The 12966-nt window shown below is 69.3% G+C and carries 11 protein-coding genes and 2 pseudogenes; 7 read left to right on the top strand and 6 right to left on the bottom strand.

Features of this window, described 5'->3' with window-relative positions:
• Positions 1-651: 651 nt before the first annotated feature.
• Together ACIP5M_RS08835 and ACIP5M_RS08830 are read left to right on the top strand one after the other, a co-directional pair.
• Complete coding sequence (locus tag ACIP5M_RS08835; protein ID WP_401193815.1) at positions 652-996, top strand: hypothetical protein; 345 nt, start codon at positions 652-654, stop codon at positions 994-996.
• 156 nt (positions 997-1152) lie between these two features.
• A complete protein-coding gene (locus ACIP5M_RS08830) occupies positions 1153-1758 on the top strand; it encodes a hypothetical protein (protein WP_401193812.1) in 606 nt (201 codons plus the stop codon).
• A gap of 688 nt (positions 1759-2446) precedes the next feature.
• On the opposite strand, the gene ACIP5M_RS08825 is transcribed toward ACIP5M_RS08830, so the two are convergent.
• Both ACIP5M_RS08825 and ACIP5M_RS08820 read right to left on the bottom strand, forming a co-directional pair.
• Positions 2447-2851 (bottom strand): DUF3662 domain-containing protein, encoded by a 405-nt coding sequence (locus tag ACIP5M_RS08825; RefSeq protein WP_401193810.1) that lies wholly within the window; start codon positions 2849-2851, stop codon positions 2447-2449.
• A gap of 206 nt (positions 2852-3057) precedes the next feature.
• A complete protein-coding gene (locus ACIP5M_RS08820) occupies positions 3058-3654 on the bottom strand; it encodes a hypothetical protein (RefSeq protein WP_401193808.1) in 597 nt (198 codons plus the stop codon).
• A gap of 452 nt (positions 3655-4106) precedes the next feature.
• On the opposite strand from ACIP5M_RS08820, the pseudogene ACIP5M_RS08815 reads away from it, so the two are divergent.
• Positions 4107-4296 (top strand): annotated as a pseudogene (locus ACIP5M_RS08815) (hypothetical protein); the annotation flags it as partial.
• 1736 nt (positions 4297-6032) lie between these two features.
• Here ACIP5M_RS08815 and ACIP5M_RS08810 read toward each other — a convergent pair.
• Positions 6033-7478 carry a phosphodiester glycosidase family protein gene (locus tag ACIP5M_RS08810; RefSeq protein WP_401193806.1) on the bottom strand — a complete coding sequence of 482 codons (1446 nt, stop codon included), beginning with the start codon at positions 7476-7478 and terminating at the stop codon, positions 6033-6035.
• A gap of 20 nt (positions 7479-7498) precedes the next feature.
• Complete coding sequence (locus ACIP5M_RS08805) at positions 7499-8203, bottom strand: peptidase inhibitor family I36 protein (protein WP_401193803.1); 705 nt, start codon at positions 8201-8203, stop codon at positions 7499-7501.
• Positions 8204-8338: 135 nt separating this feature from the next.
• Between ACIP5M_RS08805 and ACIP5M_RS08800 the strand changes: the two genes are divergently transcribed.
• On the top strand, positions 8339-8557 hold the full coding sequence (locus tag ACIP5M_RS08800) for a hypothetical protein (RefSeq protein WP_401193801.1): 219 nt from the start codon (positions 8339-8341) through the stop codon (positions 8555-8557).
• Between the two features lie 1006 nt (positions 8558-9563).
• A complete protein-coding gene (locus tag ACIP5M_RS08795) occupies positions 9564-9980 on the top strand; it encodes a hypothetical protein (RefSeq protein ID WP_401193798.1) in 417 nt (138 codons plus the stop codon).
• Positions 9981-10243: 263 nt separating this feature from the next.
• Here the strand turns inward: ACIP5M_RS08795 and ACIP5M_RS08790 are convergent.
• Positions 10244-10372: pseudogene (locus ACIP5M_RS08790) on the bottom strand (DUF1330 domain-containing protein); the annotation flags it as partial.
• Between the two features lie 83 nt (positions 10373-10455).
• Here ACIP5M_RS08790 and ACIP5M_RS08785 point away from each other — a divergent pair.
• Positions 10456-11040, top strand: coding sequence for a GNAT family N-acetyltransferase (locus ACIP5M_RS08785; RefSeq protein ID WP_401193796.1), 585 nt, complete (start codon positions 10456-10458; stop codon positions 11038-11040).
• A 52-nt stretch (positions 11041-11092) separates the two neighbouring features.
• Here the strand turns inward: ACIP5M_RS08785 and ACIP5M_RS08780 are convergent, their stop codons facing one another.
• Entirely contained in the window at positions 11093-11593 is a 501-nt protein-coding gene (locus tag ACIP5M_RS08780; protein ID WP_401193794.1) for a hypothetical protein, read from the bottom strand.
• Between the two features lie 894 nt (positions 11594-12487).
• Here ACIP5M_RS08780 and ACIP5M_RS08775 point away from each other — a divergent pair.
• Entirely contained in the window at positions 12488-12913 is a 426-nt protein-coding gene (locus tag ACIP5M_RS08775; RefSeq protein WP_401193792.1) for a hypothetical protein, read from the top strand.
• Positions 12914-12966: the final 53 nt, after the last annotated feature.

The following is a 12966-nucleotide window of genomic DNA, read 5'->3' as shown; positions in this document are numbered from 1 at the left end:
CGGTGCTTGGAGGAAGGCCCGTCGGTACGTCCCCGGGGCGCCGCCCGTACAGCGCGGTGAATCCGTACCAGCCCGTTCCGGGCACGTCCGTCAGGCGTCGCCGCACAGCGGCTGTGACGTAACAGCGCAGGAGAGCGTCAGCCAGGGCCATCATGACGAGCCGGCGCTCGGCCCCGTTGCCGTCAACCCAGCCACCTCCTCCCTGGCTCTGCCTCTCGACAACATGACGGACTCGGCCGAAGAGGGCCCCGGGGCGGACTTATGGCTCGGGCTGCGATGTGGGGGAGCGGCGCACGGGCTCGACGACGAACGTCTTCCGAACTGCTCCACAAAATGTTCGGGCTCGCCGGTCGTCATCCCGGAACCGGTCACTGTCTCCCCCCTGTCAAATCGATCGGGTGCCGCACCCCGGCCAGTCGTGGGGTTGTGGTCGCCTTCGCCGGCGTCCGGCGAGGCCCGTACGGCTGCTTCCGAACTCGTCGCAGCGCGCGGAAGAGACCGACCCGTGGGCCGGCACAACCGTTCGGGCCGGATTCGCGTCCTCCTTCGCGGAGCGACGACGGCCTGGAGGGCATCATCGACACGTTCACCGACGAGCGCAGTGGCCGGTACCGCCGCCGGCCAGCCGGGGTCGTCCTGGTCCTGTTGGGCGTGGTGGCGGGCGTTCTGCTCACCGCCGTGTTCCTGACCGTGGTGTGGTGGCCGCGGACCGAGGTGACGTACCGCAGCGCCGCGCCCTCCTCCGTGGTCTACGCCGACGAGGCACAGCACTACCTTGAACTGGTTCACCAACACACCTTGTCCGGGCGGGACACCTACCGAATCGTGGCCGGCCGGTACACCGGCGCTGCCTATGGACACTGGCTGGACATCGACGCTGCCGTGGCGGAGAAGGGCATCGAATCCACGACGTGGACGCAGGACGGAGTCCGCGTCCGCTTCTCCACGGGCCACGAGACGTTCGTCCCCGCCCGCTTCTTCATGTTCGGCAGGTGAGCCGGCGCGATCGCGTACCGTCCGTGCGGTGCGCCCGACCAGGGGGCGCCTTCGGGACGTTCGGGCCCGCACAGGGGTGGAAGGGTCCGGTTCGGCGTACGGTCGACGGACCGGCCGGACCGCCTCGACGCCACGACCCCGAACGGGAGCCTGCCGATGCGCCTTTATGCCCAGACCCGCGCACGCCGTAACCGCCAGGTGCTTGCCGACCTGATCGCCTTCGCCTTGATCGGCGCCGCGGTGTGGTTCGCCCTCGTCGTCCGCGAGGCGATCATGCTGCTGGCGGGCCCGGGGCGGACGGTGGAGAGCTCGGGCGACGGCCTCGCCACGGAACTCGGCCGCGCCGGTGACGCGGCGTCGAACGTACCGCTCGTCGGGGACCTCCTGGAGAAGCCGCTGCGGTCCGCGGCCGACGCCAGTGCCGGCTTCGCCGACGCCGGTCAGTCGCTCCAGGACGCCGTCGGCCGGGTGGCCGACCTGACGACGCTGGCCCTCATCGTCGTCCCCGTCGCTGCCGTCCTGCTCCTATGGCTCCCCCCACGGGTGCGCTGGATCCGCCGCAGCGCCGCCGTGCGCCGCCTCCTCGATGCCCCCGGAGGCGCCGACCTGCTCGCCCTGCGCGCTCTCACCGGCCCGTTGAACGACCTTGCCGCGCTCGCGGCCCCTCCCGGCGGTCTCGCCGATGCCTGGCGCCGCGGGGACCAGCAGGTCATCGCCGAACTGTCCCGGGTCGCCCTGCTGAGGGCCGGCCTGCGGCCTTGAGCAGGGTCTCCCGGGCGCTTCCGACGGGTCGCAGCCGAGGCAGATCGGGCGGCAGGACGACCACGGTGACGCCAAGGAGCCCGTCACCTGGGATCTCATGCCGCGGGGGCGAGGAAACCGGGACTGGCAGGCCGAGCCGCCCGGCGGTGTCCCCGTCGAGCCGGACGACCACCGCTACGGCGCCGACCAAGCCCGTAACCGCAAGAGGCCACGTTCCCGCGGCGGCCGGTCACCCAACGCATGGCTGTGACCGCGCACGTGATCCACGTCGGGAAGGGGTCCGCAAGGAGGGAACTGCGGTCACTCCCCAGTTACGGCGAGGAGGATCCGCCAGTTCGCTTGGCTGAGAGAGCATGGGCCAGTGGCCGGTGTCCATCTCGAACAGCCGCCACTGCCCGCTGGTCAGTAGCCTGTCCACGTCGTCGGGTGACTCGGGGTCGCCGAGCCTGGACGTGCGTCTGCTGCCCGGCCGGCACGCCTGCTTCTCGGCGAGACCGGACAGCGCGAGCGGGTGGGCGCCGTGACCGGCTGCACCCGGATACGGCACCACCTCGGTCCATACCCACGGCCCAGGCCGCGCACCTGCAACCAGCACGAAGTCCGCCATGGCCGCACCGTAGCGGAAACCGCTTCGTGCGTACTTCCGATAGTGGCTCCCGGGAGGGAGGTTCGCGGCGGGGCCGACGGGTTACCTTTCCGGAGCGCTGAGCGGCGCGGCCGTGATGTGTGCCATGGGGGCGCAGCGGATCTGGTAGCGGCCGTTGGGTACGTGTTCGGCCACGGCGAGCCGCACGGTGAGGGGCCCGGCCCATTCGTAGCCCTCGCGCTCGCCGTGGCGCGCCAACCGGTCGGTCAGCTCCTGCCCCACGACGGTGAGGTGCGGACCGATCTCGGCATACACGGGCAGAGGCAGCTCGACGGTGTACACGTTCGGTGCCACGGTGCGGCGAGAGCTGCACACGACGGCCTGCTCGTCGCACGTTCGCAGCAGCGCCTCGACCACCTCCGCCTCCGCGTCACTGCCGAACAGCTTTTCCGCCAGTGCCTGCTCGGCCCGCTCGATCGCCCGCTCCCAGCCCTTCAGAGTGCCCATGACCCGCACCTGCCCGTGTTCCGCGACGTCACGCGCCCGCACAGGCGCGGACACGCCCGGCAACGCACCGTTCGGTGGAGCCGGCCGCTGGGATGAGCAGGGGTCCGCCCGTCCCTTCAAGTGTTCGTGCTGCACCGGGCGACGGCTTCCGGTCCGGACCGGACGGGGGAAACCAACCGCTGTCTCTTCAGCGTCCAGGTCCCGCGTCAGCCGGTGCGCACCGCCGTGACCGTGAAGCGCTCGACTTCGGAGATGTGCCCGCCGGTGGACGCGACGATGGTAAGCACCGGGTCACTGGCGCCGGTGAACGACACGGTCGCATTCCAGGACTGTGAGTTCCCGCCGGCCGGAATGCAGCAGGAGGTGCCGATCGGGGCGGTGGACGAGGGCTGGCGCACGTCCACGCGGATGCTCTCGTCCACACCGGTCAGCCGGCCGCCGGTGCTCACCGGGGAGCGCACGACTGATCCGTAAGCGGGCGTGGTCAGCGAGAACGTCGTGTCGTCGGTGCCCACGACCTCCCACGGGGCGTCCGGGCCGGCGCCGTACCGCACGAGGTGGATGACCGCGACGGTGCCTTTGTAGCCCTCGGCGCCCGGGGGCAGGCTCAGGCCGACGCCGATCCGGGCATCGCGGCCGGTGGCGGTGCGCTGGGTCACTCGGCCGACATCCTTGAAGCCGAGGTAGCCCTGGGTGAAGGAGAGCGCGGTCTGGTCCGGGTCGAGATGCCAGGGCTGGTGGCCCCCGGCTCGGTACTCCTGCTGCCAAGCCTGGGCTTGGGCGAGCGTAGTGAACGGCCACACGGGCTGGAGGTGCGCCGAGCCGAGGGGCGGCGTGCCTCCGTCGGGCGCGGGGGTGGGGGCCGCGGGCGTACTGGGGGTGGTGGTACTGGGCGCGCTGGGTGCGGTCGGAGCCGCGGTGGGCGCCGAGGACGTGCCCGGTACGACGGAAGGGGATGGCCGCGGGGGTTGCCCGCCGGAGCCACCGCAGGCGGTCAGCGCACCCAAGGCGGCTGTCGCCACGAGGAACCGGGTGAGTCGGTTGAGTCGGCCGAGTGGGAGCCGGATGTTCATGTTGACCCCAGAACGTCGGTACCGAGCGTCGGCACCGCCTGAGCTTATGGTGCCATCGTGGGAGGCCGACGGCGAGAGGGCCGGGGGGTAGAAGTAGATCGCTGTCTGGCGCACCGCGAAACCGTGGTGCGTGCGTGTCTACGTCCCCCTGACCCCGCCCGGTACTGAGTAATGGGCAGGACCCGGAGTGCACGGCCACAGTGCGGGTGCACACTGCCACAGTGGAGGAGAACGGCTGGACCTCCAGCCACTCCGTAGTGGAGGTGGTCACCGACGTATGCCGTTCCTCGTGGACTCCGTGACGAACGAGTTGCCCGCCAGGGCCGCGGCATCCACATCGTGATCCACCCGCAGGTCGCTGTCCGCCGCGACGACTGGTCAGTGCGATAGGCCGATGACGTGATCAGCGCGATAGTCCGGAGGGGCATCGAGGCCCCTTGCCCACTGGACACATCCGGCGCGTCGCCGCCTTCGACCACCCCTTGCTGAGTGCAACCGTCGAGTTCGGTGCCAAGCCGGGACACCTCCACCGCTATTACCTGCACACCGCCGGGGAGAGGTTCCAGGTCAGCGATGGGCGCAGCGCACGTCCCGATTGCGGGTCAGCGAGTTGCGCAAACGCGGAATGTACGGAGTGTCAAATGTCGCGCGCGGATTTATGCATGACGTCCAGGGGGCCCGGGGTCCTAGGCTGAACCCATGACCTGGGAGGGGAGTTCGCCCAGACTTCGTTCAGCCCCATGGCGTGAGTGGCGATCAAACACGTTTCGCGGCGGCGCTGTGTCATTCCTTCCTTCACCTACGTCACACAATGGCGCGCGACAGGAGCGACAGGACATGCAGCCCAAGCCGAGCACAGCCCGACGTGACGACTCCGACATGAACCACAAGACGGACACCACACAACCGGCACTGGAACTACGTTGTGGTGGCTTGCATTTGACGATTCAGCGCGTGCCCGTCTGGCTTGTGTCGCTAGCAGCGACAGCCGCAGGAACCGCCGCCACGTGGTGGGCACACCAGTAGGACGAGCCGAGAACGGTGCACCAGCGACCCTGAAGTCCTGACTGCCCCTAGCTTGCGGAACGGACGGCAGAGCGGTTGAACGTTCCCGCTCGTGTCCCTCCCGCCGTGCGTCAGCGGCTGCGAATGATGTGGCTGGGGTGATGCCCCACATCTCGGAGAGCATTCGGCTTCTTGGGCTAGGTCAGGCAGCTAGGCGGAGTCGCTGCATGACCGCCCCGGAACGCGCCGGAACCGTCCTTGCTCCGAGCTGCTTAGCGCCGAGTTGGCCAGACATGCCAGGTGCAGCGCTCAGTCATACGGGTTCCGCCGTCCGGCGTCCTTGCCGGGCCGTGTGCGTGGGCGCGGGTCGCGCTGGGGGGCGTCGACGATGAGGCAGGCCTGGGGGGGATGGTGTTGCGGCCGCCGGTTGAGCCGACGTTGGCGCAGGCGTCGGAAGGTGATCCCGCCCGTGTGTCCGCTGGTTTCGGGGGTGGCGTATGAGCTGAAGTACCACGGGTACCGGGCGCTGATGTACACCGCGACCGGGCCGGGTGGGCGGGTGCTGCTCCAGACCCGCCGCGGCGCCTTGGTCCAGGGCGCGTTCCCCGATCTCCTCGCGGTTGCCGAGGCGCAGGTGCCGCACGGCCCGGTCCTCGATGGCGAACCCCGTGCCGGAGTCACGGCGGGAAGCCATGCTGAACCGGCACCGTGCACCGGACGCTCCGCGGTTCCCGGCCCGCCGCGGTGGACTGCGCCAGAAATCTTCGCGGCCGGCGCCGAGGTCCGTGCCTGACGCGGCGTGGGACTAGCTGTTCGGGGTGATGGGAAGTGACCGCCACCGAGCCCTGCTGTCGTGCCACGTCAGCTCCGGTGCTCGGGCCGCCGAGTTGCTGGGCGTTCGTCTGACCGATGTCGACTGGCCAGGTCAGCGCCTGTGGGTTGTGTCGAAGGGCTCGGGGGTCAGGCGGGTGGCCCCGCTGTCGCCTGGGCACGCCGACATCGCCACGACCACGATCTACACGGTGCCGCGGGTGGTGGAGATGTTCGACCGCCTGCACACCTTCTACAACCGCCCCCGGCCGGTGCCGACGCTGCCGACCGGACTACGGAAGCGGGTAGCCGCCGACGCCCGCGTACACCGTGTCGCCGACAGGGCGTTCCTGTTCGGTGCCGTCCGAGGGGTGGTTGACGACGGTGTTCTGCCAGACCAGTGTGGTGGAGCCGCCGCCGTCCATGTTGAGGGCGTCCACGGCTCCGAGGTCCTTCAGGAGGGTTGCCAGCTCCAGTCGGGTGGCGCCCTTGCTGATGGTGGTGTGCCTGCCGTCGACGGTCACCAGCAGGGTGCGGCCGTAGCCATCGGTGCCGACAGCCGTTCGGGGTGCCGCGTCGGGGACGGTTGGGGAGCCGTCCGGGTTCGTCGGCTGTGTGTAGGCGATCTGGCCGTCCCGCATCAGCAGGTCCCCGCCTGCGGTGATGTACATGGAGGGGTCGAGTGCCACCGTGTCACCGAAGCGGGTGTCGGTTACGGTCTCGGGGAGCTCCAGCTCGGTGCCGACGAGCGCGTTGGCGCGCAGCCAGCTCGCGCCCTCGCCGATGCCCTGGAGGATCCGGCCTGCGGAGGGCACGGTGCGCCCGCCCCTGTTGCCGGTCTGGCAGGTGGAGGCGGCGAGCGGGGACGAGTCGTAGCAGGCGGTGACCTTGCCGTAGGCGTCGAGCAACACTTCGATGCCCTCGTCCGTGCTGATCACTCCCTCGCCGCTCGGGGCGTCGGGGTCGTTGGAGGTGGCGATGTACGCGGTGGTGGGGGTGGGAGTGCCGTACTCCGGTGTGAAGGAGACGATCTCGGAGGTGTCCCAGCAGACGCCGTTGCCGTCGATGGTCTCGCCCGGGTCGCGGCCCTCGCAGTGGGCGATGCGCCCGGGCACGCGGTTGATGCCGTCCAGTTGCCGCGCTGCGACAGTGGAGTTCTTCGGCTTGACCGTCAGGGCGGTGCTCAGCTCGGTGATGTAGGCCCGGCCGTGCTGGAGTACCAGGGCGGAGCCGACGGGCTTGCTGCCCTTGCCCTTCGTGGCCTCGCTGACGAGCTTGCCCCCACGCACCAGGATGCCGCTCACGTCGCCGTCGTAGGTGTTGTCCGACGGGTTCTTGACGTTTCCGTCGAAGAAGGAGCCGTTCACGCCGGCCCGGGGTCGGCGCACGGTGTTGACGGAGATGGCCTGCAGCATCGAGGAGCTGGTCTGGGAGGTGGACAGTCCGCTGCCGAAACTGCCCTTGAGCGTCAGGGGCGCCTTGTCCGGGTCGATCACCACCACGTTCACGTTCCACGGTCCGGCGCCGCCCGAGTACGTGGTGCGGGTGATGCCCGGGACAGTGGTGTCGACCGTCTTCGTGGAGCCTGACTCCAACACGGCCAGGGTCAGACCCGTCTCCGCGGCGGCCACGGCCGGTACGGAGACGGGGGTGGCCAGGACCGAAGCTGCCATGACGAGCGCTATGGCGCCCTTGGCGACGGTGATTTTCCCGGCGGCGTGCTGCGTTCGGCTGTTCACGGTGGATTCCTCGGTAGCGGTCAGCACTGGCTCGTCCCGGTGACCAGTTTGTGGGAGGTGAAGCCGGCGGCGTAGGGCTGGGGGATGACCGTGCTGTCCGACCGGAGTACCACGTACTTGCCGTAGGTCTTGCCGCCCTCGCTCCACGAGCCCGTGAAATCGGGACCGGGGTAGAAGCAGGCGTGCTTGTCGGTGTAGTTGGCGACCGAGACCACGCGGTCGTTCCACGCCTGGTCGTACACGGAAACATCGTTCTGCGTCGCGGTCATCACACCGCGACCACTGGGCTCGGTGAACAGGCAGAGGTATCCGCTCGCGCAGCGCTCGAAGCCGGTGAAGCAGCCCGCCTTGGACTTGGCCATCTTGTGGGAGGTCACCTGGTCGTTCAGGTTCGTGCTGGTGTCGGCCAGATTCCCGCGGTAGCCGGGGCGCAGCGCCTGCACGGTGCCGCCGTAGTAGCCGTCCCGGTAGACGCAGGACCAGTAGGCGGAGTTGTTGTGGATCGAGGTGACCTTGTCGTCCCATTCGGCGGAGTAGAGCTGGACTGGGCTCTGCGGGCCGAAGGAGATGGTGGCTCCCTGACCGTCTGCGTCGCTGAAGATACAGAGGCGGCCGGAGTCACAACCCTGCCATTCGGCCGCACTGGCCCGGGAGACGGCCAGCGAAGAGAGCACGAGCGTCACGAGCGAGATGCCCATGACCGCCCATGTGATGGAGCGTTTCACAGAGAGAACCTCAAGAAAATAGATCGTCAGTTTGATTACAAGGGTGTGATCATATCGAGAACCCGGGATTCGCTCACACGGGCGACCCGTAGGTGTGAGCGCCAATGCTCCGGCTGTCCATAAGTGGAGCGGCCCGTGCGGGGGGTGCGAGAGCCGGCCTCGCTGTTCACTGCTTCAGCCCGGGGCTACATGTCGTCCCACTTCCGGCACCCTCACCGCCCGCAGCTCCTCGTCCTCGGCCGCCACGACCAGGACGGCCGGCTGCGCGCGGTCGGCCGCACCGTCCCGCTGCGCCCGGAGGTGGCCCGCCTGGTGCCGGAGCACCTGGCCGCCGTCGACCCTGGACGCCCCTGAGAGGGCGTCGCGTTCGCTGCGACCTGGGGGAGCCGTGACGTCCTGGACGCGCGTGTGGTGCCACGCGTTGCGCTTCAAGCGGCTGCGCCTGGACGTGGGCGTTGAGGATGTCCCGGTGTTCGGGCAGGGCCGGCCGCCGCAGACGGCTGACCGGTTTCGCAGGGCCCATTCATGCGTCACCTGTTGTGGTGTCCGTCGTTGCCCACGCATGATCACACGCCAGACGGTTACAGCCATCTCCTTCACTATGGCGGCAGGGGGGGCACAGCGGCTCCGGCGTTTGCGTGCGGCATCGGCGACTTGCTGTCCCCTGCGCTCGGGACCACTTGTGTCAACCATCATGGGACTCACGCGGGTGGAGCCACTACTCAATGGCACGGGAGCTGGTAACGGCAATGTTGCGGGATTGCCGATCGGTAGCGCGCTCAATCAGTGCGGAGGGGCCGACATGATTCCCCCGGGTCAGCCGGTTTTCATTTACGGTGTGCCGATCGAGCCTGGACAGCCGGATTCGGACACATTTCTCCTGAAACCGCGATGAATTGCCTGGCTCCGAGGCCCGAGAGGACCCGCCGCTGCGGGAGCAGGCGGGCCCTGGAGTGCCCTGAGTGACCGCTTACCGCAGCTGACTGCCGAGCACCCGGTGCAGCGGGGGAGTAACGCCGGGCCGCCGCAAGCGGACAGCTCTCCGCGGTCGTTGACGACAGGGCAGGGTGTAGCTACATGACGTGCAAGCGCCCCCAGATCGAGCACGGGGCCGGGCTGTCCGTCCGGTGCTGGAGTGGCACGTCGGCGGAGGTGCTCCGCGGCACGGCTCTACAGCGCGGCCGTGCAGCGGCCGGCCGCGCCGGCACTGTGTCAGCCTGGCCGGGCCCGCCAGGGTGCCGACGTATCTAGTCCAGGACGTGTCCGGTCGATCAAGCCCGATTGCTCGGTGATCACCGTGGCTGGATGGCCAGTCGGTCTGTCTGTACTCAGACAGCAGCAGGATGCATAGGATGCAGGCATGGGCATGGTGGAGATCATCGAGGATCTGGCGGAGGAAGCCGAACGGCAAATCCACGATCAGGGGTGGGAGCTGTCACCCGCCGACCGTTCCGTCGCCGCGAAAGCCGCCGCCGACCTCCACGCCGCCGTCGGCACCCCGCAGTCCCAGGAAACCTTGACCGAGGTCGACCGACTGGAACACCTGCGGGAAGCGCTCGCCGTTCTGGCCATCGCCCTCGCCCACGTCCACGGACGCCTGGCCTGGTTCCTCGGCGCAGCTGCTACCGCGCTCACGCCAGTCCTGCACTGGCGAGCCTTGCCCGCCGGAGACGGCGCCACCTTCGGCGCCGTCCAGCCGGCCCTCCAGGAGTACACGGAGGCCGAAGACGCGATCCGCCGGCTCCAGAGGACCCTCGACAGCATTAACACCGCCTGACACCATCCGGCTCAGCCGGGGGAGCGTCACGATCGCCCGGACAAGTCAGGCCCCAGTGAGCACCTCGCTCGACGGCCCGGTGGACATCCTGCTCAACCTGGTGCCGTTGAGCCCGCAGGACGCCGCGGCCCTGATGCCCCTGGTACGGCAGGGCGGACGGATCGTGTCGATCGCAACCCCGATCGAGCCGCCGCGCGACGCCGGGGTGAGCGCGATGCACATGGTCCGCCCGCAACGACGTTGCGGATCCGACTGGACCTCGGTCAGTCGATGCCTTCGACGATGCGGAAGTCGCGCGCGACGCCGTCGGAGAGAGCGACCAGCGCCTCCTGGTAGGCCGCACTCTTGTGCGCCGCGATCGCCTGCTCGAAGCTGTCGAACTCGACCAGGACTGCTGCCCTCGAACCTCGGCCTGACCCCCGCGGTCCCCTACCTGCCGTCGACCGCCGGCTAGCGGCTGGGCAGAATTCTGCCCATGGAGCCGATCACGCTGACCACCGAGCGCCTCGTCCTGCGCCCCCACATCCCCGGGGACGCGGCCGAGGTGCACGCCGCCTGCCAGGACCCCGAGATCCAGCGCTGGATCTCGGTGCCCGTCCCCTACGAGCCCGCCCACGCGGAGGAGTACGTGACACAGAGCGTCCCGGCCGGGTGGCGGGAGGACACCGCCTACGACTTCGCCGTCCGGCTCGGCGCGGACGGCCCGCTCGTCGCCACGCTCGCCGTGCACCGGACGGGCGCGCACACCCACGAGATCGGGTACTGGACCGTCGCCGGGCACCGGGGCCGCGGCTACATGACGGAGGCCCTGCGGGCCGCCGTCCGCTGGGCGTTCACCGAGGCGGGCGTCGTCCGGCTGGTCTGGCGCGCCGGGGTCGGCAACGACGGCTCCCGTGCCGTCGCCGAGCGGGTGGGCTTCCTCATCGAGGGCGTCCAGCGGGCCGGCATGGAACACGGCGGCGCGCTGCTGGACTGCTGGGCCGGCGCACTGCTCCCCTCCGACCTGGACCTGCCCTCCCGACTTCCGTACGGACCCTCCGTTGTCAGTGGTGCCGCCTAGGCTCGGCGCATGAGCATGATCTCGTTGTGCGCCGATGAGGCCCCCCGGGGTCTCAGTCGTTGAGAAGGGGGCTGTGGCGTTCGGTGAGTGCGCCTACGCCGAGGTCTTCACGCATGAGCTTGCGCATCTCGGCGGCTGCTTTGCCGCGTGCCTCCCAGCGGGCGCGATCCTCTGAACTGCTGACAACAGTGCCGTCGATGTAGCCGTCGCAGATGCGTCGCAGGCAGTGGAACACGCTGTTGGCAGCCTGGACGACGGGTTGGGGCGCGATGAGCCACATCCGTTCCGATGCGATACCTATGCCTGAATCCCGGAAGGCTTCGCGCAGCGCAAACGCCCGTTCGTCGTCGGAGGGGTGCTCTCGCTCGGCCAAGGCCCGCAGGGTCTCACCGAGGACCTTCACGGTGGTGGTGTACTGCGTGTAGATGTCGAGCCGCAGTCGAAGGGCTTCTTTGACTTCCTCGTGCTTCCACGGGTTCCGATCGGCGATGAGAGTGGCGACGATGCCGATCGCGGCCCCGGTCAGGGTGGAGAGCAGTGGCAACCAATCCATGCGGGCCAGGTTGGGCCATCCCGTGACGGCCGCGCCAGGTGCTGACCCGTAATCAATCTCATGAGACAGCACACCTAGCCCGCGTCCTTTCCCGGTCCCGCATGAAGGTGTCGTCCGGCTGCGGCACTGGCAGCGCCCCCGGCCACAGCCACCAGTAGTTCAAGTTCGCGGCTTAGGCGGTGTTGTCTTCGGCCAGGGTGTGGTCGATGACCTCGCCCAGCCGTCCGCGTCCTCATCGCCGGGTCGACCGTCGGCCGATCCGAACGCCGGCGGGAGACCTGGATTCGCTCCGCCAGCTACCGATCGGAGCCGCCAACTATCAGTCGGGTCTCATGCGCACCCTCGCCCTGAGGTACCGCCCGGCGACCATCCCGTATCCACAGGGGCGGTGCCGGAGGCTCCAGGGATGATCCACGACCACACCGTAGGGCGAGAGAACACGTTCAGAGCTCCGTGTATCTGACTTTTTGGGCTGTTGAGACGAAACCCTGCCCTCCGGGCGTCACCGCCGGCGCCGGCTCCGCGTATACCTGGCCAGTCACGGGGGGAGCAGGTTCCCGCCTACGCCCCAGGAGGGACGCTGCATGCGATTCATGCGCGGACTGATCGTCGCGGTCTCTGCGGGCGACCTACTGGGCCGCCCATAGCCAAACAGGACGCCGGCCGGGACATCGCCTACCGCGCGGACCTGCTGATCCGCCACCCGTGTACAAGGCTCCCGGCACGGAGTTGACGGTTCGAATTGGCCCCACGTTTCAGGTCTGGGTTGGCCCCACTCCGTGGTCAACGCGACGATTGTTCCGGCCTGAGGTGGCTCCGACTTCCGGTCTCAGCTGGTCCAGCCCTGAGACTCATTTGCAGCCGGTGTCGCCCACGTAGCCGGCCTGCGGGAAGATGCCGGACAGCGAGAAGCGGCTGCGCAAGCAGGTTGTCAAGCTCAAGGAACTGCGGGCCAAGGACGCCGAGGAACTGACCCAGATACGCCCCGACGGTGAGGGTTTGGTCCGCACGCTCAACCAGCTCGGTTCCAGCCACTTGGCGGGGGTGTATCCGACGATCGCCGGATGGCCGGCGGAAGGCTCAGGCCACCAGGCTGGTGGCATGACACAGCGTGCGCAGGAGCAGGAGCCCGGCGCTTGCGGCCGACCGCCGGCCGAAGCAGGGGGCCGTGGGGACGCCAGGCGGCGCAGGAGCGCGCTCTGGGAGTTCTTCGGCATGGCGTTGGCGGCGAGCGGCCTCTGTGTGGCTGTCGTCAGCCCTGACCTGCGCGATGCCGTTGTGCACACACTCGCCGCGAAGGCCGTCGAGCTGACCCGCTGAGCCGGGCGCCACGCCCCGAGCGGGGACCGATGCCGCCGCCGACGTGGCGGCGC

Source organism: Streptomyces sp. NPDC088762, assembly GCF_044750905.1.
Classification (GTDB): Bacteria; Actinomycetota; Actinomycetes; order Streptomycetales; family Streptomycetaceae; genus Streptomyces.
This window is presented reverse-complemented; position numbering and strand designations above follow the sequence as displayed.